The sequence below is a fragment of the Luteolibacter rhizosphaerae genome, from assembly GCF_025950095.1.
GTDB lineage: Bacteria > Verrucomicrobiota > Verrucomicrobiia > Verrucomicrobiales > Akkermansiaceae > Haloferula > Haloferula rhizosphaerae.
On record NZ_JAPDDR010000007.1, the window covers coordinates 127,654 to 151,891 of the forward strand.

General features: G+C 62.5%; 17 protein-coding genes. 5 read left to right on the top strand and 12 right to left on the bottom strand.

Annotated elements, in window-relative coordinates; translation table 11 throughout:
• Positions 1-8: 8 nt before the first annotated feature.
• The 4 genes from OJ996_RS14445 to OJ996_RS14460 all read left to right on the top strand — a co-directional run bounded on the left by OJ996_RS14445 (position 9) and on the right by OJ996_RS14460 (position 2,593).
• Positions 9-1,145, top strand: a complete 1,137-nt coding sequence (locus OJ996_RS14445) for a hypothetical protein (protein WP_264514319.1) — start codon at positions 9-11, stop codon at positions 1,143-1,145.
• Between the two features lie 342 nt (positions 1,146-1,487).
• The gene (locus OJ996_RS14450; RefSeq protein ID WP_264514320.1) at positions 1,488-2,045 is read left to right on the top strand and encodes a FimB/Mfa2 family fimbrial subunit; all 558 of its coding nucleotides are present in this window, start codon (positions 1,488-1,490) and stop codon (positions 2,043-2,045) included.
• Between the two features lie 41 nt (positions 2,046-2,086).
• The gene (locus tag OJ996_RS14455; RefSeq protein ID WP_264514321.1) at positions 2,087-2,272 is read left to right on the top strand and encodes a hypothetical protein; all 186 of its coding nucleotides are present in this window, start codon (positions 2,087-2,089) and stop codon (positions 2,270-2,272) included.
• An 18-nt stretch (positions 2,273-2,290) separates the two neighbouring features.
• Positions 2,291-2,593 (top strand): carboxypeptidase regulatory-like domain-containing protein, encoded by a 303-nt coding sequence (locus tag OJ996_RS14460; RefSeq protein WP_264514322.1) that lies wholly within the window; start codon positions 2,291-2,293, stop codon positions 2,591-2,593.
• 191 nt (positions 2,594-2,784) lie between these two features.
• Here the strand turns inward: OJ996_RS14460 and OJ996_RS14465 are convergent, their stop codons facing one another.
• On the bottom strand, positions 2,785-3,000 hold the full coding sequence (locus tag OJ996_RS14465) for a helix-turn-helix domain-containing protein (RefSeq protein WP_264514323.1): 216 nt from the start codon (positions 2,998-3,000) through the stop codon (positions 2,785-2,787).
• A 263-nt stretch (positions 3,001-3,263) separates the two neighbouring features.
• Between OJ996_RS14465 and OJ996_RS14470 the strand changes: the two genes are divergently transcribed.
• Positions 3,264-4,568, top strand: a complete 1,305-nt coding sequence (locus OJ996_RS14470) for a fibronectin type III domain-containing protein (RefSeq protein WP_264514324.1) — start codon at positions 3,264-3,266, stop codon at positions 4,566-4,568.
• A 31-nt stretch (positions 4,569-4,599) separates the two neighbouring features.
• Here OJ996_RS14470 and OJ996_RS14475 read toward each other — a convergent pair whose 3' ends face one another.
• The 11 genes from OJ996_RS14475 to OJ996_RS14525 form a co-directional block, all read right to left on the bottom strand.
• A complete protein-coding gene (locus OJ996_RS14475; protein WP_264514325.1) occupies positions 4,600-5,262 on the bottom strand; it encodes a polysaccharide biosynthesis/export family protein in 663 nt (220 codons plus the stop codon).
• Between the two features lie 74 nt (positions 5,263-5,336).
• Complete coding sequence (locus OJ996_RS14480; protein ID WP_264514326.1) at positions 5,337-6,083, bottom strand: cupin domain-containing protein; 747 nt, start codon at positions 6,081-6,083, stop codon at positions 5,337-5,339.
• 4 nt (positions 6,084-6,087) lie between these two features.
• Positions 6,088-6,999, bottom strand: a complete 912-nt coding sequence (rfbA, locus tag OJ996_RS14485) for a glucose-1-phosphate thymidylyltransferase RfbA (protein WP_264514327.1) — start codon at positions 6,997-6,999, stop codon at positions 6,088-6,090.
• Positions 7,000-7,019: 20 nt separating this feature from the next.
• Positions 7,020-8,129 (bottom strand): dTDP-glucose 4,6-dehydratase, encoded by a 1,110-nt coding sequence (gene rfbB / locus OJ996_RS14490; protein WP_264514328.1) that lies wholly within the window; start codon positions 8,127-8,129, stop codon positions 7,020-7,022.
• Positions 8,130-8,185: 56 nt separating this feature from the next.
• A complete protein-coding gene (locus OJ996_RS14495) occupies positions 8,186-9,103 on the bottom strand; it encodes an SDR family oxidoreductase (protein WP_264514329.1) in 918 nt (305 codons plus the stop codon).
• A 141-nt stretch (positions 9,104-9,244) separates the two neighbouring features.
• Positions 9,245-17,245 (bottom strand): malectin domain-containing carbohydrate-binding protein, encoded by an 8,001-nt coding sequence (locus OJ996_RS14500; protein ID WP_264514330.1) that lies wholly within the window; start codon positions 17,243-17,245, stop codon positions 9,245-9,247.
• A 445-nt stretch (positions 17,246-17,690) separates the two neighbouring features.
• Positions 17,691-18,593 (bottom strand): glycosyltransferase family 2 protein, encoded by a 903-nt coding sequence (locus tag OJ996_RS14505; RefSeq protein WP_264514331.1) that lies wholly within the window; start codon positions 18,591-18,593, stop codon positions 17,691-17,693.
• Between the two features lie 27 nt (positions 18,594-18,620).
• On the bottom strand, positions 18,621-20,228 hold the full coding sequence (locus OJ996_RS14510; RefSeq protein ID WP_264514332.1) for a lipopolysaccharide biosynthesis protein: 1,608 nt from the start codon (positions 20,226-20,228) through the stop codon (positions 18,621-18,623).
• A gap of 39 nt (positions 20,229-20,267) precedes the next feature.
• A complete protein-coding gene (locus OJ996_RS14515) occupies positions 20,268-21,668 on the bottom strand; it encodes a glycosyltransferase (RefSeq protein ID WP_264514333.1) in 1,401 nt (466 codons plus the stop codon).
• A complete protein-coding gene (locus tag OJ996_RS14520) occupies positions 21,665-22,858 on the bottom strand; it encodes an acyltransferase family protein (protein ID WP_264514334.1) in 1,194 nt (397 codons plus the stop codon). Before OJ996_RS14520 ends, OJ996_RS14515 begins: the two co-directional genes overlap by 4 nt.
• 38 nt (positions 22,859-22,896) lie before the next feature.
• Entirely contained in the window at positions 22,897-24,228 is a 1,332-nt protein-coding gene (locus OJ996_RS14525) for a hypothetical protein (RefSeq protein WP_264514335.1), read from the bottom strand.
• Between the last annotated feature and the right edge of the window lie 10 nt (positions 24,229-24,238).

Genomic DNA, 24,238 nt, shown 5'->3' on the forward strand with positions numbered 1-24,238 from the left:
GAAAAGCGTTGCCGGTTAATGCACCTGTCCAAGGCACGATCAGCACTTCCAGTGCACCCGACGCACCTCGCCAAGCAGCCAACGATGCGCCCTCGCGTCCGCGCACGAGCAACCGCCGCCAGCGCCACTCGGAGCCGGCGGCCGCTCCCGAAACCTACTCGGCCAAGGATGCTCCCGTAGCGGCCCCGGAGATCGTCTATGATGATCCGGGCAAGTTTCAGCTGACCCTGGACGCCGGCTGGGCCAACAAGCACCTTTGGCGGGGAATCGACCTCGCCCAGTTCACGTCTTTCAACCATCTCGTCCAAGGGCGCCCCTTCGACAACACGCCGTTCGATGGCAATCCTCCACCTCCCGGAGCTCCGATCCTGCCGAAGCCGGACAGCGACGTGGTGTTCGCAGGGGTCACGACGACCTACAAGGGTTTCGCTTTCGGGATGAAGTACATCACGACTCTCTCGGACGAGTTCAACCCGTTCTTCGCTCCTTCCATCCTGACACGGGATAATTACAGCGAGCTGGTGGCGACCCTGAACTACACCCGGATGCTGGTGGGTGACGACCTGCTGGAGGCGACGGCCGGTTTCGACTTCTACTACTATCCGAACGGCGAATTCTGGGGTGTCGATCACCAAGGCATGGTCTACGCACGTTTCTCCAGCCCTCACTACAAGTGGGCTCAACCGTTCGTTGAACTGTTCTACAACGTGGCCACCGATTCGGATGGCAACGGGATCGCCAAGGACGGTGTTCCGGGCGGTGCATCCTTCCGCGGTGCCGCAGGATCCGACCTGGTTGAAGGCGGCGGCTTCGAGCTGGGCGTTGAAGGCGGTGATCGGATCTTTGGCAACGACAAGGTTTCCGTCGCCTTCACCTACTCGCTCTCCACCTTCTACAAGAGCGGCTATGCGTTTGAAGACGACGGCTTCTCCCACGTCTCAGCGACGGTGGCGACGCCTGTCACGATCGGCTCTCACTTCACGATCACGCCGGCAGTGACTTACGTCGAAGCGGTGGGCGACATCTCCCCCAAGGCGGCAGCCACGGCGACCGGCTTCGCGCAGTTCCCCGGCGGTGGCAGCATCTCCAGCGCTTGGAATGAGCCGGGTTGGGTGGCTTCCGTGAAGGCTTCCTGGGCTTTCTAAAGCCAGCCTGATCCAATCATTTGTCCAAAATGCCGGGGGGCTTCCTCCCGGCATTTTGTTTTGAGGGGCTGCCGGAATCGGGAGCTGCCCGGGATTGGCAGGGGGATCCTGGGAGGCTGAATCATTTGTTAACTAACATTAACTAATGGAGTGCATTCACAACTTGGATTGCGTGATGCACGACAGCACCCGAATTTACCTAACCGGCAATTGCTAACAGCTCCTGATGCTTGTCAATGGAGCTTTCGATTACTTGGTAATCTCTTGACCTGACAGCCTTGGAGTGATTGAAAAGTTAGAGTGCAAACTACGTTTGCTTCCTCCCCTAGACCTAACAAAAAGATGAAACTCAATCACAAGCTCGCAACATGTCTCGTGATGGCGGGATGCCTTGGAGCTGTCGCCCAAGCCAGCCCTGCCGGCGCGGAGAACGACGCTTACGAGATGGCAGTCCGTCAGACACAAGCCGGCTTCACCATCTACCCCGGCGCTTCAGGCAACCTGCAACCCGGCGAGAAGACGATGCCCTTGATGATGCCTGTTACCGCGGGCGTTACCTACACCTTCCTCATCGGCGTGGACGAGCGGGTCGCGGACGTGGACCTCTACGTCTTCGACGAGCAAGGCAATGAGATCCTTGTCGACGACCGCACCGACCGTCGCGCGGGAACCAAGTTTGTCGCTCCTTACACGGGCACGGCTCTGGTCACCGTCCTGATGAACAGCACCCGCCTGAATCGCGAGACCGGCAAGTATCACGGCCTGGCCAGCTGGGCGCTGCTCGTCGGCACTCGTGGCGGTCCGCAACAGGAGCGTTACAAGCCAACGAACCTGCCGGGCGACAACAATGAGAAGGCCCGCGACACGGAGCCGAAGACCGAACAAGGAATCACCGACTGAGTCAGGTTCCATTTCCCCACCCCACTACAGAAAACAATCCGATGAAATCCATCTGCAAACTCCTCGTGATCGCCGGCCTGCCGGTCCTCTTCGCTTCCTGCGGACCGGACACGGAGTATCACACCGTGCGCGTCTACGAATACAGCAAGCCCACACCGTCCAAGCCCAAGCCCAAGCCGGTGAAGTCCGACGATCCGCGCGACTTCGTGCCGAAAGAGCGCTTCTAACCCCCGCCACGTAATCCGATGAAAGCTTACAAGCTCGGACTCCTCGCGTCCCTGGCTCTCGCCGGCTCTTCGCTGGCGGGCGGCATTCAAGGCCGGATTCTGGACGACAACGGCAACCCGCGCTCCGGCGTCACCGTTTCGGTGAAGGGTTACCGCCAGACGACCACGACGGACTCCAACGGTTACTACACGCTCCAACTGCCCGCACAGGCGGATGGCACGCGCGTGAACTTCTACGTGAAAGGCACCTTCGCCGTGAACGTCCTCGTTCCGGTTGGAAGCGCCAATTCCACGGTGGATGTGACCTTGGTCCGCCGCTAAAGGATTCTGCGGCCCCTCGAGGCCGTCACTTCAAAGGGCATGCACTCCGGTGCATGCCCTTTCTATTTCGGATGGGGCGTGATCGGCAGATCGGGCGGGAAGCAGGACGCCAAGGGCGCTCGGTTGGACTTGAGAGATGCTTGAGGCCTTGGCGTTCGTCCAATAAGCAAAAGGGACCGCGAGCTTCGCGATCAGGCGGCGGCGATGCCAAGCTTGGCGATCAGTTCGCAGATAACGGTGCGGGAGATTCCGAGCTCGTTCGCGGCGGCGGTGATGCTCCCGCCATTCCGGGCAAGCGAGTCGCTGACCATCTGGCGCTCCAAGTGTTCGCGGGCTTCCTTGAGCCTGATCAGGCCCCGCCCATCCAGAGGAGGGGCAGCGGAGACATGGGGCAAAGGGGAGTTCATGGGTTAGGGAATGGGTTTACGGCAGAGAAAAACTAACTGATAGGCGGCCAAGCTTAGAGCCACCAACGCTTTCCGGGTTCCCTCGTAGATGCCCGCATTGTGGGAGAGCTGGAGAGTTCGTTTAGATCCCCGAGCATTCCTTCCTCGCGGGATTTTCGCATTTCTTTCAATGGAGATAGCGAAAAATCAACGATTTGCGGCAATATGATTCTAACAAGGAATTTTAATCTTTATTTCTAATCTTGAAAAATTTACCTTCTGCAATGCTCTATTTTCGAGAATCGGAAACTTTACTCCGGAGGGTCGTGCGTTATGCATTCTTGCTGCTCGCCCTAGGGAATAGTGCGTTTGCGACGACTTCGGGGAGTGTCGAAGTGGCTTGGAACCCGAATCGGGAGCCCGATGTGACCGGCTATAAAATTTATTGGGGAGAGAGCAGCCGCCAATACACCAGCGTTCAAGACGTAGGGAATAACGTTTCCGGACGGGTTAGTAACCTGACTAGCGGACAGACCTATTATTGTGCGGTGAAGGCATACAATTCGGCCCAGCAGGAAAGCGGCTTTTCCTCGGAGGTGATCCTTACCTACGTGCCGGACACGCCCCCCGCCGATAACAGCTCGCGCATCGTGCTGCTGGAAGCCGAGAGCGGCACGCTGACTTCTCCCGCGGCGATTCTGGGAGGCGGGACGGATGTCTATGTGGACAGCACCAACTTCGCGACGGCCTCCAACGGGTCGACCACCCTGAGCTTCAATGTCGACACCGCGGCGAACTACCATGTCTGGTGCCGGGTGAAAGCGCCGGCGGCCAGTTCGGATTCGTTCAACGTGAGCCTGAACAACGGGACCGAGCAGGTCTTCCACGTCTACGGTGTGGCGGAACCGACGGAGCCGCGGAGCAGCGGCTGGATCTGGAAGAGGATTCATGTGGCGGGGGGGGATCCACGGGATTATCCGCTCACGGCGGGAGCTCATACGCTCAAGTTCCGGGTGAGGGAACAAGGGGCCTGTCTCGACCGGATTGTCGTGAGCTCCAATCCGGACTTCGTGCCGACCGATTCCTTGGCGCGATCGGGCGATGTCCTGGCCCTCACCAGCAGCCCGGTGAGCATGAGCCGGACAGTAGGGCAGACGGCGTTCTTCGAGGTCACGGCTGCCGCCACCGGTCCGGTCTCATACCAGTGGAAGAAGGGCAATGTGGCGATCTCCGGGGCCACCGGCTCGATGCTGATCCTGGACCAGCTCGAGACGGGTGACGCGGGAAGCTACACCGTGACCCTGACGCGCGGGACGGCGAGCGTGACCACCGTGCCGGCAGTGCTGACCGTGAGCAGCTCTGCGGCGCTGCCGGATTTCAAGGTCGCGAAGATGACCATGAATCCCGACCTGACCGTGAATTTCGACCTGAGCGGCGGACTGAACTCGACCGTGCTGGTGTATGCTTCCGCAAACCTCCAGTCTTGGTCGCTGATCTCGACCCAGGTGAACTCGACGGGAACGATCCGGGTTTCCGATCCCGGGGCGGAAGGTCAGACCAAGCGATTCTACAAGATCGTGACCCAATAAGCGCCCCGGGTGACCCGGGAATGGGAACGGCTTACCAGCGGCTCTGCTTCACGTAGACCGTGTCGTAGGGCCGGAGGTAGAAGGCGTTGTGGTTCGCGCCGGAGAGGGTGTCGTCCAGATTCAGGGCATAGCGCTGATGCTTGCCGCCTTGATTACGGACGACCACGACCTGCTTGCGATTCGCGAACTTCGAGAAACCACCGGCTTCCATGACGGCTTCAAAGGCGGTCATCGGGCGATCGAGCGGGATCTTGCCCGGCTTGTTCACCTCACCGGAGATATAGACACCCGCGGCTGCGGTCTCCACGGCGACGAGCACGGTGGGGTTCTGAAGGTGGCTGGTGTACATCCCGCTCAGCTGGGACTGGAGCGAGGCCACGCTCTTGCCGGAGGCGCTGACGTCACCCACCTTCGGCAGGCTCACGCGGCCGTTCGCCTGGATGCGCTGGGTGGTATTGAGCTCGGGGGCACCGGGGTAGCTCACTTGGATCACATCGCCGGCGGACAGCGTGCCGGTCGGGCGAGCCGACATCACGTCGGCGGGGATCTCGGTGTAGGGCTCGGGCCCCTCACAAGCGCTGAAGAAGCCGGCCATGGCGATGGCGGAGAGCGCCATCAGGGAGGAAGCCAGACCGCGGCGAACGCGTTGCCACACGGAAGCGGCCTGAGGAGGGTTTGCTGGGGTTGTCGTCATCGGATTGTTGGTTGGGTGGGAGTGAACAGTTTCTAGCAGATTCTTGAACGGGAGGGCAGTGTCTTTTGAGGGGCCTAAGCCGGCCCGGCGAGGTAGCGATCCCAATCGGGCGGCAGCGGGCATTTCTCCACATCGCCGGCGATGCGGCCTTCCCACTCCGGATTGAAGACCGTGCTGGTGCCGTAGACCATGATCAGGTCCTCATTGCCGACATTCCGCAGGGCGTGGGCGACGCCGGAGGGAATGACCACGGCGGCATTGTCCGGACCCGAGCGGCTATCGCCGGGGATCACGAAACGCATCACGCGGCGGGGCATGCCAGCACGCTCGTCCACCAGCAGCATTTCACAGATGCCGGTGAGGAAGAACATGACATCCCACTGCTCGCGGTCATAGGGACGGAGCGAGTAGTCCCCGGGCGAGTCGAGGTAGAGCTTCTTGAACCATGCGGCCGGATCCTCCCCTGCGGGGATGTAGGGTGGATGGATGTGGAAGCCCTTCGCACTGTCCCGATGCATGAGCGCGGAGGCCCACTGACGCGGGGCGATGCCAATGCGATCCAAGGTGCCCTCGGTGAGCCGCGTGAGTTCGCCAAAGTATCCCCTGCCCTTCTGCTGATAGACGCGGCGGGAGAAGAGCTCCACGCCGGGGATCCATGCCTCGGACAAGGAATCCCTGCCGGCGATGGCCTCGGAGGCATTCACGCCGGTGGTGCCGAGCCGGGTGGCCAGATCACCGCTGGAGTAATCGCGGGTCTCGAGACGAGCGCGGGCATCCGGATTCAGGCCGGCCCAGGTATCGGTGCTGCGAGAAGCGGACATGGAATCAGAGGGTGGCGAGGTATTCCCCATACGGGGTCTTGGCGTATTTCTTGATCGACTCGTTCAGCTTCTCGCGATCGATGCGGCCCTGAAGGAATGCGACCTCCTCCGGGCAGGCGATCTTGAGACCCTGACGCTGCTGGATGACCTGAACGAACTGGGTGGCATCCGCCAGCGAATCCGGGGTGCCGGTATCCAGCCAAGTGGTGCCGCGGCCGAGCAGTTCGACGCGGAGGTTACCCTGCTCCAGATACACGCGGTTGAGATCGGTGATCTCCAGTTCGCCGCGCGGGGAGGGCTTGAGCGCCTTCGCGATCTCCGCGACCTTGCTGTCGTAGAAGTAGATGCCGGGAACGGCGTAGTTCGACTTGGGCTTGGCGGGCTTCTCCTCCAGAGAGACCACGTTGCCCTCGGCATCGAACTCGACGACACCATACTGCTCCGGCTCCTTGGTGTGATAGCCGAAGACGGTGGCGCCTTGCTTTCGGCGGGATGCCGCGAGGAGGGACTTCGCGAGGTCGTGACCGTAGAAGAGGTTATCCCCCAGGACGAGGCAGGCGGGCTCACCGGCGAGGAACTCCTCCCCGATGATGAATGCTTGGGCGAGGCCCTCCGGCTTCGGCTGCGGGGCGTAAGAGATCTCCAGGCCCCACTGCGAGCCATCCCCTAACAGGTGCTCGAAAGCCGGCAGATCGCGCGGGGTGGAGATCAGCAGGATCTCCTTCACGCCCGCGAGCATCAGCACGGTGAGCGGGTAGTAGATCATCGGCTTGTCATAGACCGGGATCAGCTGCTTGCTGACCGAGTGGGTCATGGGGAACAAGCGGCTGCCGGTGCCGCCGGCGAGGATGATGCCTTTCCGCAGCGCGAGATCGTCCGCGGTAGGGGCGAGGTAGCTATTGTCTGGACCGAGCATGAGGAGAGCGGTGAGAGGGTTCAGGCAAGGGTGCCGAGGCGTTCGCCGCGATAGCTACCGTTCTCGATCGCGTTGATCCATTCCTGGTTATCGAGGTACCACTGCACCGTCTTGCGCAGGCCGGTCTCGAAATTCTCGCGGGGCGACCAGCCGAGCTCGTTCTCGATGCGGGCGGGGTCGATGGCGTAGCGCTGATCATGACCGGGGCGGTCCTTCACATAGGTGATGAGCTCGTCCGCGCTCTTGGTGGCGCTTTCCGGCGCAAGCTCGTGCACGGTTTTGATCAAGGCACGGACCACGTCGATGTTGCGGATCTCATTCTTGCCGCCGATCACGTAGGTCTCACCCATGGTGCCACGGACTAGGGCCGTGGCGAGGCCGCGGCAGTGATCCTCCACGTAGAGCCAGTCACGGATATTCGTGCCATCGCCATAGACCGGCAGCGACTCGCCGCGGAGAGTCTTCTGGATCATGAGGGGCAGGAGCTTCTCCGGGAACTGGAAGGGGCCGTAGTTGTTCGAGCAATTGGTGGTGAGCACCGGCATGCCGTAGGTATGGTGATAGGCACGGGCGAGGTGATCGCTCCCCGCCTTCGAGGCGCTGTACGGGCTATTCGGCGCATAGGGCGTGGTCTCGCAGAACATGGGATCCTCCGCTCCGAGCGAGCCGAAGACCTCATCGGTGGAGACGTGGAGGAAAGCGGACTCGCCGCCATCGGCGATGGACTTGCCGTAGTTCGGCAGCTTGGTGCGACCGGATTCGACGAGGTACTTCCGGAAGGCATCGAGTAGCTTGAAGGTGCCGACCACATTGGTCATGATGAAGGCCTCCGGGCCATCGATCGAGCGGTCCACGTGGGACTCCGCGGCGAGGTGCATGACGGCATCGATCTTGTGCTCGCGGAGCAGGCCGCCCACGAACTTCTCGTCGCAGATATCGCCTTGGGCGAAGATGTGACGGGGATCGGAATCGAGGTCGTCCAGGCTCGAGCGGTTGCCCGCATAGGTGAGCTTGTCGAGGTTGACCACCTTGTCGACGGGCACGCCGAGCTCGGCAGACGCGTCGCGTAGCAAGTAGTGGACAAGGTTCGAGCCGATGAAGCCGGCGCCGCCGGTGACGAGTATGTTCATTGGGGTGGGAAGAAGAGGGTGAAAGGCAAGCTAGCGATCCAAGAATAAGGGAGGCGTCAACCGCAGGCAGCGGCCAGGTATTTCCGGAAGGTGGGAGAGGTGGCGAAGTGCTCGCGGAGGGCCTCCTGCCATGGACGCGGAGAGCGGCCGGTGAAGGCGGTATACTTGGCAGTGCTCATCACGCTATTGGGCGGGCGCTTGGCGACGAAAGCACGGACATCGGCGAGCGAGTTGCCGAGAATCTCCCGGGTTCTGAGCGGGATCCCGAGCTCCACGGCCAGATCGAGGCAGGCTTGGCCCCAGACTTGGTGGCTGCAGGAGCCGGAACTGCAGAGGTGGAAGATGCCACTGGCGGGCTCCCCACCGGGACCGAAGAGGAGCGGATCAAGGAGCTCCGCGACATCCGTGCTTGAAACCGGGGAGCCGGTCTTATCGGCAGGCAGGGCGAGCTCGGGATGCTGGCAGGCCTGATCCACGATCCACTCGGGGAAGGCGGGCTTGCCCGGGCCATACAGCCACGAGACGCGGGCGACGAGATGGAGGGGGCTGGCGGCGAGCACCGCATGCTCACCCTGTAGCTTTGAATCGCCGTAGATACCAAGCGGGTTCACCGCATCCTCCTCGGAATACTCACCCTGCTTCGCGCCATCAAAAACGAAGTCGGTGCTGAAATGGGTCATTTGCGCCTTCTTCTCCGCGCAGATTTCCGCAATGAGGCCCGGCGCCGCGGTATTGATCGCGTAGGCCTGATCGGGATTCGTCTCGCAGGCGTCCACCGCGGTCATCGCGGCGGGGAGCATGAGATGATCGAAGCGGAGAGGCTCCAAAGCCGCGCGGATGGACTGCGACGAGGAGAGATCGATCTGCGGCCGGGCGAGGCCGAGAACGGTGGCATCCCGCGAGAAGCGGGCTTCGAGTGCCTGGCCGAGACGGCCTGCGGCACCAACAATGACGATCCGGGGGGGACGTTTCATCTTGCGGGGGGTGGGAGAACAGAGCGGCTCCGCGGCAAGCCGGAGAGCGGCGGTGATAACAACCGGGCGGGCGGGTGAACCCGATCCGGAAGGGGTGGCCCGGGAGAGCGAACTCTCCCGGGCATATGTGAACTTAATCAGTTACTCTGCGACGGGCTCGAAGATCAGCTGATAGAAGGAGCGGGCGCCACCGGCATTGTCCTGGACGGTGTAGCTGGCGCGCTGCGCCGGGGTCATCACTTCGATTTCGGCCTTGGTGATGGTGTCGATCCGGTTCGCGACATTGGCGATGCCGCTGAGGTCGTTGTCACGATGGACGTAGTAGTTACCGATCGGCTTGAGAACCGGCAGCGTGATGACCGCTTGACCGGCCTGGCGCTGGACGGAGAGCGAGAAGCTCAGGTCGTCATTCGGATCGTTCGGGTCGAGCTGGAGCTCGAACTCCGCGAGGTTGTCGAGGCCGCCGCCATCGGAATCGGCAGCGGTCTGACCGGTGAGGCCGTGACTGGTCAGCCACTGCTCGAAGGTGGGAACGGCTGCTCCCTGAATGGCGAGGATCTCGAGGGCGCAGACCTTCGGATTCTGGATACCGCGCAGGAATTCCAGATCGAGCGTGCCATCCGCGACCGTGACCGGGAAGGTCACGACCAAGGCGCGGTTCGCACCGACGCGGGCGAAGATGTCCAGATCGTCGATCGCGATATTACCCTCCGCGGTGACATCGAAGACGCGCTGACCGGGGGCGGTGATGAGGTTGTAAGTCTCCGCGAAGTGGAGTCGCACCTCATACGCACCGTTGGTGATCGGGAAGGCGTATTCGAGATTCGCACCTTCCGCACTGCCGTCGTAGCGCTCGCTCTTGTAGAGCGCATCGTCCTCGGTTCCAACGATCGCGTTGTTGGTGGTGAAGGAGCTTCCCGAGTTATAGCCGACATCGGCCAACCAGGTGTTCCCGCTGCCATCGACGAAGTCCTCGGTGGAGCCGGCATCGACGCGGAGCGCGTAGGTGCCGAGCGCGCGGGGCTTGGCGGAATCCGTGGCGGCGGCCGAGGCATTGCCCACGGCATCCAGCGCCCTCACCTCGTAGAGGTAGAGGGTGCCATTCACGAGGCCAGTGTCCGAGTAGCCCGGAGTCGGCACGGTGGCGATGACCACGCTATTACGACGGATCTGGTAGGAGACGACGCCGACATTGTCGGTGGAGTTATTCCATGCCAGGGAGACGCTGCCATTGCCCGGGGTAGCATCGAAGCCGACGGGGACCGTGGGGGCCTGGGTATCAGCCAAGGTGGCGGTATCCACCGTGGCGGCGTTGGAGGCATTGTTGGCGGAGTCGATCGCACGCACCTCGTAGTGATAGGAGGTGCCCGGGGTGAGTCCGGTGTCCTCGTAGCCGGGGACAGGAACCGTGGCCAGCAGGGTGGCTCCGCGGTAGACGCGGTAGCCGATGACACCGGCATTGTCGGTGGAGGCATTCCAGCTCAGCACCACGGAGGTGAAGGAAGGAGTGGCGGCCAGCGAACCGGGAACGGTGGGAACCTGGGTATCCGTGAGCGTGGAGGTAGTCAGGGTCGCAGCAGCAGACGTATTCCCCGCGGCGTCGATCGCGATCACTTCGTAGTCGAACTCGGTGGCGCTGCTCAGGCCGGTATCCGTGTAGCCCGGGGTGGGCACGGTGGTGATGAGGTTGCCATCGCGATAGACGCGGTAGCCGGTGACACCGACGTTATCCGTTGAGGCCGTCCAGGTCAGGGCCACTTGGCTGAGTCCCGGAGTGCCCGCCAGCGAGGTCGGGATGCTGGGTGCCTCCAGATCGGGCGAGAGCGTGGTGGCGCTGATAGTAGCGGGCAAGGACACGTTCCCGGCGGCGTCGTAGGCGACGACCGAGTAGTTGTAGAGCGTGCCGGAGCTGAGGCCGCCATTCGTGAAGGTCAGGCCGGTGACGGTATTCACCAGAACGGAGTTCCGGTAGATGCGGTAACCGGTGACGCCAACGTTGTCCGTGGAAGCGGTCCAGCTCAAGGTCACGCTGTTGCTCGTGATGTTCGAGGTAGCGAGGCTGCCCGGAGCGGACGGAGGATCCGATTCACCGGCTCCACCCGAGAGAATCGGGAAGACCTCGATGGCGGAGACGGAGGGATTCTGCGCGACGACGGTGAAGTCGAGCGTGAGGCTGCCATCCGCGACATTGACCGGGATGGTCTGCACGACGGCTGCATCCTTGCCACCGGTGGCGTAGATGTCGAAGTTCGCAAGGGCGGTGGTGCCTTCGGCGAGGACATTGAAGACGCGGTAGCCGACAGCAACCGGAGGCTGGGTGTGGAACTCGCTGAAGTGGAGACGGACCTCATACTGGCCGTTCGTGACGGGGAAGTTGTACTTCAGCACGCGGCTGCTATTCCGGTTCTTCATCCGGCTGGTCTTGTAGATCGTCTGCTTGTCGGTGCCGGTGATCGAGTTCGTGGTGGAGTTGGTCGGCGTGTAGCCGAAGTCCGGAGCACCGAAGAAGCCGAAGTCCGCCGACCATGTGTTCCCCTGCGGGTCCACGAAGTCGGTGTTGCTGCCGCAGTCCACGCGGACGACGGCCGGGCCGAGCGCGCGCGGGGTGATGCTCACCTGCGAAGGCGCAGACTCGTTACCGACGGCATCGATGGCAGTGACCTTGAAGACGTAGGTGGTCTCGTTCGTGAGACCGACCGAGGTGTAACCGAGGGTGTTCACCGTCTCGATCAGGACATTGTCGCGATAGACGCGGTAGCCGGTGACGCCGACATCATCGGTCGAGGCATTCCATGCGAGGGTGGCCATGGCATTCCCGGAGTTGCCGGTGAGGCCGCCGGGCGCGGAGGGAGGGACGGTATCGGACAAGGTCGTGCCCTGGATCGTGGATGCGGTCGAAGCGTTGTCCGCGGCATCCACGGCAACAACCGAGTAGTTGTAGAGCGTGCCGGGGGCGAGGCCGGTATCGGTGAAGGACAGGCCGGTGACCGTGGTGGGAGCGCCACCATTGCGGCTCACGCGATAAGCGGTGACGCCCACGTTATCGATGGAGGCGGTCCAGGAGAGCGAGACGCTTCCCGCGGTGACGCCGGTGACCGCGAGGCTGCCGGGCGCCGTGGGGGCGAGGGTGTCCGCCGGTGGCGGCTCAAGCGCGTAGAGCTCGATGCCAGCGATGGTGGGGTTGTTCTTGTTCGCAATGTGGAGGAACTCGATCACCACGTTGCCATTCGTCACGGTGACCGGGATCGGGGTGACCAATGCGGTGGCGTAGCCAGCGGTGGCGAAGATATCGAGATCATCCAAGGCGAGTTGGTTCTGGACCTTCACGTCGAAGACACGGGCACCGGCGGTCTGGAAGGTGCTGGTGGTTTCGACGAAGTGCAGGCGCAGCTCGTAGTCGCCATTGGGGACAGGCAGGGTGTACTTCAACTCGGCTCCGCTGGGGCCATCGTAGCGACGGGTGCGGTAGATGACATCGTCGTTGGTGTTGGCAATTGCGAGGCTGCTGCTGTCCAGCAGGCCCGCGTTGTAGCCGAAGTCGGCGACCCAGGTGTTGCCGAGGGAATCCACGGTATCGACGGTGCTGCCGGCATCCATGCGCAGGGTGACACCGGCGATGGCGCGGGGCCGGACGATGGCGGAGGCGGGTGCCGAAGTCTTGCCGGTGGCATCGATGGCAATGACCTCGTAGAGGTAGTTGGTGCCATTCGTCAGGCCGCTTTCCGAGTAGGTCAGCGAGGTGACAGTGGCGAGCAAGACGCCATCGCGATAGACACGGTAGCCAGTCACGGCCGCGTCGTCGGAGGAAGCCAGCCATGAGAGCGAGGCACTGCCGTTCCCGGCAAAGGCGCGGAAGTTGACGGGAGTGGTCGGGTTCTCGCTGTCCGCGGGCGTCGTGACGCTGAGGGTGGCGCGCGGGGAGAGATTCCCGGCGGCATCGTAAGCTTCCACCTCGTAGTCGTATTCGGTCTGCGGGGTGAGGCCGGTCTGCGGGATCGCGAGGTTGGCGGTGGTGGCGATCTCCACGCCATCGCGGAAGATGCGGTAGCCGGTCACGGCGGTGTCGTCCGTGGCAGCGGTCCAATTCAGGGTCAGGCTGCCGGCCTTCAGGTTGGTGGTTGCAAGCGAACCCGGTGCCGAGGGCGGCGTGGTGTCGTTGCCCGGGCCACCGCCGAGGGAGAAGACCTCTATGGCGCAGATGAAGGGGTTCTGGATGACGTTGCGGAGGCCGATGGTAAGCTGGCCATCGCTCACGGTGGTCTGGAAGGCTTCGACGCGGGCGTTGTTCGGCCCTGCGACGGCGAAGACATCGTAGTCGTTCAGCACGATCTGGTTCTCCAAGAGAACGTCGAAGACGCGCTGCCCGGCGGCGGTGATCCCGTTCCAAGTCTCGGCGAAGTGGAGCTTCACCTCGTAGTTCCCGTTCGGCACGGCGAAGGAGTAGTCGAGCGGAGTCGAGGGGCTATTGTCGAAGCGGAAGGACTGATAAAGCGTGTCGTCGTCCGTGCCCGAGATCTCGTTCGCGTAGGTCTGGGTGCTGCCGGAAGTGAATCCGGTATCAGCAGCCCAGCTGTTGTTCGCGGTGTCCACATAAGAGGCTCCACCCGCATTCACCCGCAGCAGGGCATTGCCGCTGCCGGAAGCCGGATCGTAGTCAATAACGAGGATGTTCGAGGAGGAGCTGCGCTTGACGCCATCGATGAGGAGCGCGGAGACGTAGTTGATCCCGCCGTTTTCCGAGCTGAGGGTCACGGCCACGTCCACGTAGCCCGCGGCGCCGATCACGGCGTCTTCCACATCGAACACGATCACGTTGTTCGCTTCAAAAGGATCGATGTCATAAGCCGGGATGACCGGATCGGAGTAAAGGCCGGTCTGGAAAGTCCAGACCTGCACGTTCTTGCCCGGGGCGCCCACGACGCGGACGGTCGGCTGGGAGTTAGTGATGAAGGGAGAGGATTTGCCGGGGACGGAGACCGTCGGCGTCGGCAGGTTGTCCTGATGCAACACGCCCACCGAGCGCTTGTTGGTGTGACCGTCACCCGCGGTGAGGCCGGCATTGCGGACCTTCCGCACGGTGCCGTCGTCGAAGGTGACCGTGACGGTGGTGCCGGTGAGTTCCAAGCCAGAGACGCTGGCGGCATGGTTCGGGCCGGGGCCTACCACGCCCTTCACGCTGGTCGGATCGACGTCCGAGGAGAAGGTCAGGAGATTGCCGGGACCAAAGCCCGTCGTCGGGCTACAGGAGATCCGCAGGGAGTTGAAGCCCTCGATGGAATCGACGCCGTTATGGAAGTCCTCGAAGGACCCGGTGGGTACGGGACCGCTTCCGTTGAAGGAATCCAGCTGGAAGCCCTTGCCATCGAGGTCACCCGCGGTGCCGAAGGGATCGAAAACGACATCCGGAAGCAGCGCGGTGCTGAGGTCGATCTTCACGTCGACGATCTTCTGGCCGCCGGTGGAGGTGTTCTCGAGCTGGAAGGAACCGCTGGTGTTCGTGCTGGAGCTGAGGATGCTGCCGCTGCCGCTGTTCACGGTGAGCTTGGCCGAAGCAGTGCTCGCGATCGGCAGAACCTTGAAGTAGTCCCAGGTGGCATTAAAGACCGGGCCGGTGCCGGTGCTACCGAGCAGACCCACGGCGAGCGCGGTCTTGCCGCGCAAGCAATCGAGGATCTTGCCGGAGACGCTCAACGGGCTGCCAACGTTGATGAAGGAGCCGGTGCCGATGGCATAGCCCGGCTGCACCGTGCCCGCGATGGGATCGACAAGGAAGCTGAGCTGCACCACATCGCTGAAGAGACCCGGCTGCGGGGTCATCGATTGCGAGAGGATCACGCCGTCCTCTTCATGGACGATCTCGATGGCACCAGGGCCACCGTTCGCATTGACCGCAACCTGCACGTAGTTGTCCTGATCACCGTTGCCGATGAAGATGCCATGCGACTGCGTACCGGTGGGAGTGCCATTGAAGAGCAGACCACCGAGCCCGGAGATCACGCGGAAGGGACCTGTGACTTCATCCACGCTCACGCCGAATTGGAAGGCGTTCATCTGCGTGTTCGCGGAGCCGTGCGGCGTGCCGGGTCCCATCGAGGGATCGGTGTAGAGACCGGCGGTGCCGCCCGCGATGATGTCCGCCGTATTCATGCGGGCCGTGTAGTCGAGGCCGGGCTCGAGCATCGCGCCGGTGAAACCGATCGCGAAGAAGCCGTGCATGGTATTGAAGAGATTGTACTCCAGCGGCGGGGTCACATTCTTGCCGTTCAGGGCATCGATCGGGAACACGTCCTGCGAATCTGCGATGCCATCGTTGTCGTCGTCCGTATCCAAGAGGTCGGAGAGGAAATCGCCATCGAAGTCGGAGGGGCGGATCGCGGGCGAGCAAGGATCGGAGAGATTGTCGATCTCGTCGGCATTGCTGTAGCCGTCTGCATCTTCATCCAGCGTGAAGCTGTCGAGGCCGGTGCAGACGCCGCCACCGCTCTCGAAGTCGGTGGGCTCGAGAACGGTGATGCCAGGATCGCTGGTCAGGTAGTGGCCGACGAAGATCGTCCCGGCGAGTGCCGGCGCGGTATCGGGACCGGGGATGGCAATATCGAGCGGGCTGCCGTAGTCGGAAACTTCGAAGATGATGCTCTTGCTGAGCACCTGCGTGCCGTCCTGATTCAGGACGATGCGCTGCACTGCGCCTTTCGGCTGCGGGGCCACGCCACCGTTGAACTGGGCGCAGATGATATTACCGATCATCTGGCCTCCGAAGTTACCGGCGGTGTATTCGGCGAGACCGGTGGTGGAAGCGGTATTGGTGGTAAGGTCCGGATTCGCCGCCGAGTCCGGCATCAGGAAGCTTGCCTGCTGCGGATCTGCCATCCCGACCGGCACGGGCGGCCAGTCCACGGTCGGTGTGGAGGAGAACACGAGGCCTGCTCCACCCGTGCCGCCATCGTAGCGGGTCCAGCCAGCGCTGGCGGGATTCGCGCGGAGCGGGTGCGGGTGACCGCCATAGTAGCCGGTGCCCGTGATCCGGTGCAGACCGTCCTTGTTGTTCACGGTGCCGGGCTCGCCGGAGACCCATTCATTGGTCACGCCCGGCGTGCCGTGGTTCTTCGGATAACCGCCCCAACCGGAGTTCGCGGCGTTATCGATCGTGTACATCTTGCCCGCCTTGTGAGGCGTTTTGGCAATCATCACGTCGTAAGGATTTCGGAAACCGGAAGCGTGGATCTGGACCGGCCCGCCTTGAACGATGCGGGCTTGGTTCAAGCCGTCGTTGCCACCGAAGGGATCGTTCGCATCGGCGTAGTTCAGATCGCCCGGGAGCACGTCGGTGCGCGCCGGGTTCGGATCATTCACCGTGGGCAGGTTGTAGAGATACTTCTGACCATGGCTGTCGGTCTGCACCGGCATGGCATTGATCACGCTCAAGTCGATCGAGAGCACCGCGGCCGCAAGCGCCTGCTCGCAGGCGAAAGCGAAGTTGTTCGAGGGCGCACCCGCATTCGTGCTGCCGCCTTGGGCAACATAGAGGGTATTGCCGTCGTCGCTGATCGTAAGGCCGTTGGTGGCGTGATTCTCCTCCGAGCGGGGCAGGCCGCGGACGATATCCACCTTTTCCCAGACACCGCTGCCGTTCTTGGCGAGGCGCGAGATCGTCCCGGAGTTCGTATCGAGATTCAGGTCGGTGGCTCCCGAGCCGGCCCCTTCCCGCGGGTCGCTCGAGGTCACATAGATCACGGGGTTCGCGGCGGTACCGGTGACGAGAATCCCCGTCGCCTGGCGCGTGGTCAGGGAAGGGTTGAAAGTACCATCGTCATCGTAGTTCGGAATGTTCTTCACCAAGTCGATCGTCTGCAGATCGGTCGCCTGATAATTGTCCTTGGCCACGCGGGTCACGATGCAGTGACCCACCACCCCGTTCACCTGCACGTAATAGAGACGGTTGTCCGGGCCGAACTGGAGCGAGGTCACCTTGCTCGCCTTGTTGTTGTTGCCAACCTTCAGCCCGTTCACGCGGCTATAGGAGAAGGCGGGCGACTGGGCGCTGGCGACCGGTGCCAGCGCGGCCACCGCAAGCAAGGAGGCGACGGAGCATAGCAGGCGCGCTCGGCTAGGCGCCCGGTAAGACGAAGGGACGGATTTCATCTGGGGGGTGGGAAGTGGGGGGAAGAGGAACAGCTCGAGACGGGAGGGAGGGGTGCGATCCACTATGGGTGGACAGGACGGTTATCCGCACGATGCCGACGCCTGAAATCGCAGGGGCGCATCGTCAAAGCCGCTTCATGGCAGGCAACGGACATGGGGGGAGAGAGGGGGAAAGCCCGATCACGGCACCGCCATCGCGGATGCCCTTTTCAGGCGCTTCAAGGGGGGTGGGGGTGGAGCGAAAGCAAAGCAAACTATCAACTCATCAGGGGGGCTACCAGCAAAATGTAATCTCCCAGATGTTATTGATGATTAATCTTTATGAACAAGATCGCGGGAATCGTTGAAACTGCGGATCTGCGGGAATTTACTAACAAGAGAGGGGATGGGCCACCACTACGGGATCACGTATGCCGAGACTTCCGCAGAATGTGCACAGTCGGGCTTAAGTTCCGGACGCGGAGACCTGCTGACCTTCCCACACCCCCATGTTCCAGTAGCGGCGCTGTTGGTAATGGAAGTGTTTCGTCTCGCTCAGGAAGGCCTTGCCGAGCCTCGTGAGAAGGCCGAAGCCCACCACCTTGCCGAGCGCCACAGCCGCTTTCGGCAGGCGTTGGGAAACCGGTGCGGACGCCAGTTTGAAGCCCACCACCTTGCCCATTCGGCGATTGCGCTCGAGAGTCCAATCCGGAGAACAGCGATCCGCCGGCACATGATGCCAGACCGTGCCCTCCGGCAGGTAGATGCCTTTGACCCCTTGGGAGAACATGATGAGCTGAAGTTCGGTCTCGTCGCCCACGGAGATCACCCGGCCGGGCCCGATGTTGATGTCGAAGTTCCCGGCGCGCTTCAGATCGTCGGAGAAAGCAGCCCAATTGAAGCCCAGCGCCAGCGGCTTGGTAATCTCGCAAATCTCCTCCCCATAGCTCCAGCCCTTGGCCGAGTAGGGAAGATAGTGCTTCAGCCAATCCGGAGGGGGCGAATCGTAATCCACCAAGCACTTCCCGGCATAGAATTCACCACCGGTCTTGCCCGCGGCGGCATTCGCATAGGCACGCAGGGCTCCCGGGTGAATGCGCACATCGTCATCGTAGAAGACCACGAACTCGCCGGAGAGTTCATCGAGCACCAGATTGAGCGCCGCACATTTGCTACCCGTGGGCGTGTAGCGGTACTCCATCGGCAGGCGGTCGCGGAACTTGTCCACTTTCGCTTCTGCACCTTCCTTCTTGCCGTTCTCGACGACGAAAACGCGCTTCAGCGTGTCGGGCCGGTCGGCATCCACCAAGCATTGGAGGGTGCGTTCCAACAACTCGCCACGCTGGCAGGTGGGGATGATGATGATCATGGGAGGGGGACGGATGAAGAAAAGGGACTAGCGCTTACTCCGGAATTCGCCCGCGATATTACGGAAGAACGCTAGCTTCTTGAAGACGAGCAGCAGCATCACGGCATAGATCAATCCGAAGGCGAGACCGGCGCCCACGACAGGCAACCAAGCATAAAGCGTTCCTCCGGCGAGCGTATCCACATCGCTATTCGAGAAGTGGAGGATGGCCCAGGCGGCGAGCGAGGCCGGCACGCAAGAAACGGAGGGGACCATCATCGTCCGCATCACCTGGCCCAGCTTCACCGGGGTGCCCTTGAGCGACCATGCCCAGTAGGGAATGAAATTGAGCAGCATCGCCAGGGAATAGGCCCAAGCCACTCCCTTCACGGACCCCTCCATCCCCGCTTCCTTCGGACCGAGGAAGACACCGAGAACGAAAGCGAGCACGATAACAGCGGAATTCACCACACCCATGGTGCGGTAGCGCTTGGTCTGGCCGAGGGCGATCAAGAGCCAGCCTGCGGGATTCGAAATGCCGCCGATCAGGGTAGCGAGGGCGAGCAGGCGGAAGATCTCCGCCGTCTCCATCCACTCGCGGCCCAGCCAGAGCAGCACCACTTGGTCGGCGAAGAGCGTGAGCCCCATGATCACCGGAATACTCAGCGAGCAGATCAGCAGGATCGCATTGAGATAGTAGCGCCCGAAACGATCCGGCTCGTTCTGAAGGCGGGAGAGGGCCGGCACCGAGACCGAGCCGAGCGGTCCATTGATCTGGCCCAGCGGCATGAGCAGCAGGCTGTAGGCGCGGTCATACGCGGCGAGCGGAGCGGTCCCGCAGTAGCGGCCAATCAACATGCTACCTGCCTGACGGGAGAAGTAGTTCACCACGTTGAAGCCGAGCACATCACCGCCGAACTTGAGCATGCTACGGACACCGGTCCCGCGCGCCGGAGCACTGGGCATCCAACGCAGAGCCATCCAGAGGAAGGCGGTTTTCACGACCGCGGGAGCCAAGGCCAAGCCGACGAGCGACCAGTACCCCATGCCCCACTTGGCCATCACCACCGCGACCAGCACCCCCGCCGCGCTGGAGATGATCTCCGACCAGGCAAGCAGGCCGTAGCGCATGTTCCGCGTGAGCAAGGCCGAGTGCTGGAGCCCCAGACCGCCGAAGATGTAGCTAAGCGCGAGAACCGGGATGATGGAAACCAGCACCGGCGTCTTGTAGAACCCGGCGATCAGTGGGGCGGAAACCGCGAAGACCAAGGCGATCACGACCGAGAGCGCCACATTGATCCAGAACAAGGTGGAGATCTGGCGGTGGCTGATCTCTTGGCGCTGGATGGTGGCCTGCGAGAGCCCCACATCCATGAAGATGGCAAGGAAGTTCGAGAAAACCGCGGTCATCCCGAAAACACCGAAGTCCTCTTTGGCCAAGAGGCGCGCGAGGATGGCGGTGGAGCCGAGGCGCAGCACCAGCCCGGAGATGCGGGCGAAGGACATGAACGAGGCCCCGCGAACGGAGCTCTGGCGCAGGTTCTTCGAGACGTCCAGCGGCGCAAAGGGGTCGAGCCGGGCACGCTTACCGCTCTCGGAGGAGGGGTCGGGCTCGGGTACCGGCGCTGGTTTCTCGATCACGCTTTCGGCCTGCATTCCAGTGGGGGGAGGATTTGTCAATCGCCGCGGTGCCGTTCAGCGGATATCGCGGAGAAAGGATGCAAGTTTCATGGTCAGGTTCTTGCGCTCGAACTGGCGCACGAAATCCTCGTTCCAATCGGGGCGGGCGGCCCCGGATTTCCATTTTTTGTACTGATCCTTGAGAGCGGCCAGCATGCCAGCCACATCCCCGGGTTCGCAGAGCACACCGGTGCCAGCTTGCGAGACGAAGTCGCGCGCGTCGCTGGCGGGCAGGGTGGCCAGGATCGGCCTGCCGGAGGCCATGTACTCGTAGGCCTTGCCCGGCACGATTCCCGCCTTCATGCCCGCGGGCATCTTGTGCAGCGGCAGGAAAAGCAGATCGGCCGCGCGGACGTAGCGCAGGCATTCGGTATGGTTGAGATAGCCCGCGCAATCGAAGAGCGGCTTGGCGGGCGAGGCATCGATCAGGGCCTGATCGGATTTCGACAGCACCCCGACACAACGCATGCGCACGTCGTTCACAATGGCCGGGTCATCCTTGATCCACTGCTCCAGCGCTTGGAGAAGATAGTAGTGAGAGCGGGGCAAGCGCTCGACCCCGGCCACCGTGCGGCCCAGTAGCTTGTATTGGGTGCGGCGCTTCTGCTCCACCAGCCCGGACTCGGCATGGAAATAGCCGGAGTGCACGATCGAGAACTTGCCGCCGGGGATGGCTTCCACCTCACCGGTGAAGTCGCTGGCATCGTAGCCGTTCGTGAGACTCACGATCGTGTTCGCCTTCAGGCGTGGAAAGGTCTTCCCGAGACGCCGTGCCGATTCCGGCGTGTTCATGATGATGAGCGATGCGCTGCGGAGCGAGCGCTCCATCTGCATCTTCTCAAGGCTGCGGTGAAAGCCGGTGCGATGAAGCTGGAACTCATCGAGCGCCCACGGATCACGCAGGTCCGCCACCCAGGGAATGCCGGTGCGGCGTGAGATCTCCGCGGCGGCATCCGCACCCTCGAAGGGCGAGAGCGTGACGAAGATCATCTCGGGCTTCTCCCGCTGTGCGATCTTCGTGCCTTCCTCGATGACGAGATCCATCCAAGTGCGGCCGAAGCGGCTGCGCATGCCGAGCAACTCACGGGCAGCGCGCTCGAGCTTGCCTGGTACGTGCACTTCCTCCGGCAACTCGACCTGATGCACCTTGACCGAGGCCGGAACTTCATCCGCGAGCGCCTGATCGGTCGGGGTCCAGCGGTGCTCCTTGTTCGGCTTCGCCGTCAGGACGATGGGATCGAAGCCGCACTCCGGCAGATACTTCACGAATTTCAGGGAGCGCTGGACACCACCTCCACCGGCGGGCGGGAAGTGGTAAGCGATGAAGAGAACTTTTTTCACCGGGGTAGGAGTAGGCACCGTGGCGGGTATCGCACGGCTGGCCTGAGGATCGGACGCGAGGGGGGAGGCGTTCATGGCGCGCGTTTGAGGGGCTTGCCGTTGAAGAGGAAGGCCAGCACGGGAACGCGCCGGATAACGAAAGCGTGAAGCAGGATCAGGGCCCCGAAAGTGGATGCGGCGACCAGGACAAGCATCAGGTCCACCTGCGAGTGGAGGGGTCTGAAGAGGAAGGCGAAGAGGTAGATGGCGAGGAAGTGGAAGAGATAGACGGAGTAGGCCGCATCCGAAAGGAAGCGCACCGCGGTGCTCTCCCGCTTCACCAATTTCCCCGCGATCCAGAAGAGCAGGCTGGAGAGGGTCAGGGCGAGATAGGTCTGGCTCGCGAGGATGGACACTTCTTCCAAGCGCCCCGGGTTCGCGCCGGCCTGCTGGTGGGCCAGGAAGAGCAGGCCGCAGGAGAGCGCGATCTGAATCCAGTGAGCCTTCGAGAAGATCGCGCGGAGATTCGTGGAGGCGAAGAGCACCATGCCCAGGGTGTAGAAGGGCAGGAAGTTCCCGATCGAGCGGATCACGTAGCGGGCATCCTCCGGCAGGAGGGGCTTCACCGCCTCGAAACAGACGCGCGAGCCGAGGCAGGCGGCCGTCACCACCAGGCAAATCGCGAGGAACTTGAACTCGCCGCTGAAGAAGTGGGTGCGGCGCGTATTGCGGGAACCATTGCCGGCCATGACCGCATCCACCATCCGGCCGAGTAAAGGCGCGAGCAGCGAATAGACGAAGAGCGCCACGAGGAACCAGAGATGGAGGTGCCAGTTCATTGGCCCTGCGCCTCCCGCGGTCCCCTTCCCTGCCAGGTAATCGGCAAAGGGCAGCGGATGGTTGTGGTAGACGAAGACTAGGTAGTTGGTGACCGGATTCAGCAGCACGAGGGCTGCGATGAAGGGCACGCCGATCGCCACGAGGCGCTTCTTCACGGTAGCGGCACCACCGTACTTCTGGAGCAGCATGTAGGCGAGGAAGCCAGAGATGATGAAGAAGGCCTCCATCCGCACCAGGCCGGAAACCTCGGCACAGCCACGGAAGAACTTCGAATGCTCCACGGTGCTGGTGTGCACGAGGATGCCCCAGAACATGAGGCAAGCCCGGAGGGCATCCAGATGAAAGAAGCGCTGCGACTTCTTCGCGACAGGACCGGCCACGACCGTTGCTGCCCCGACTTCGGAAGAAGGGGATGCAAGGCTTTCAACGGATTTGGCAGAGATCATCGACAGGGGGGGGACGAGGATGCCGGATTATCGGGCCGCTAGAAGCGCGACCACTGCATTCGGGATGCCGGGTCGTCGGGTTCGGGCGGTACTTCCAGGAGATCTTCCGCGTGATTCAGGCGGCTCATGTAGATGGAGCTGATCGTGGCGATCGAGAACCAGTAGAAGAACACCGACTGGTCGTAGTAGGCAACCGAGATGCTGGTGGCGACGTGCGAGAACAAGCTCGCACCCATGCACCAGATCATGAAGCGGTCGCCGTTTTCGTCGTCTTCCGGGATGGTGTCGATTGCATTGCCGACCCACTTGAAGCCGACCCAGACGATGGCGATCATGAGCAGCACGGCCATGATCCCGCCCATCACACCGTAGGCCAGGAAGTAGTTCGTGATATCGGTGTGCTCCTCGCTGAAGGTCACGCCGGTAGGCATCCACGAGCGGGTGTGGTCGGTGCCGAAGGCCCACCAATCGCCGAAATAGTTGATCGCGGAATCGATCAGCTTGGAGCGGTGCCAGCCGGTGCTACCGCCCATGGAGAGTTCGCCGATGATGTAGTACACCGGGCGGTTCATGATCATCGCCAGCACCATGTAGCCGATCGGGATGCTCCAGCGGATCATCCCCATCCAGTGGCGGAACTTCCACAGGAAGACGCCCATCATGCCGAAGCCGAGGCTGAGGATCGGGCCGCTCGACGCGCAGGAGGCGACCATGGTAAGGCAGGCGATCATCCCGATTTTGGCCGCACCGGGATTGCGGCGCCAGAGACCGATCATGATCGGGATCAAGGAGGCGCCCACGGTGCCTGCAAGAATGGCGTGGCGGAAAGGTCCACGCGCACGGAGGGCGTCGTCGCGTACGACCACCTCCTCGCGAACGCCGCCGAAGAGCTTCGAGAACAGATTGATCCCCGTGAACTTCTCCTGGATCATCTCCAGCGCGATCGGCACCAGCATGATCGCGATCAAGCCCATGATGGACGCGAAGTCGTCCATATCCTGGCAGAAGGAGCGGACGAGGAAGTAGCAGAGCGAGATCTCCCCCACCTTGCCGATGATGAAGGTCGGACCCGCCGCCATCGCTCCCGGCTCATGGAAGAAGCTGGCGAAGAACAGCCAGCCGCCGAGCAGCAGCATCAGCTTGTCGATGCGGTTGAAGCCACCGCCCAAGCCCTCGCCCCTCAGGATGATCCGGACCAGGCCGACACCGAGCAGAAGGCGGAAGACCGGCTGCTTGCCGCCGATGTCCATCGCCTGCCCGTGGGTGATGAAGATCACCCCCGCGAGAAGCGGAATGATCGCATAGCGGCGCGGCACGCTCAGCAGGGCGATGGCGCTGACCAGGAAAACCAGGAAACCGATTGGATTCACGCGGAGGGGG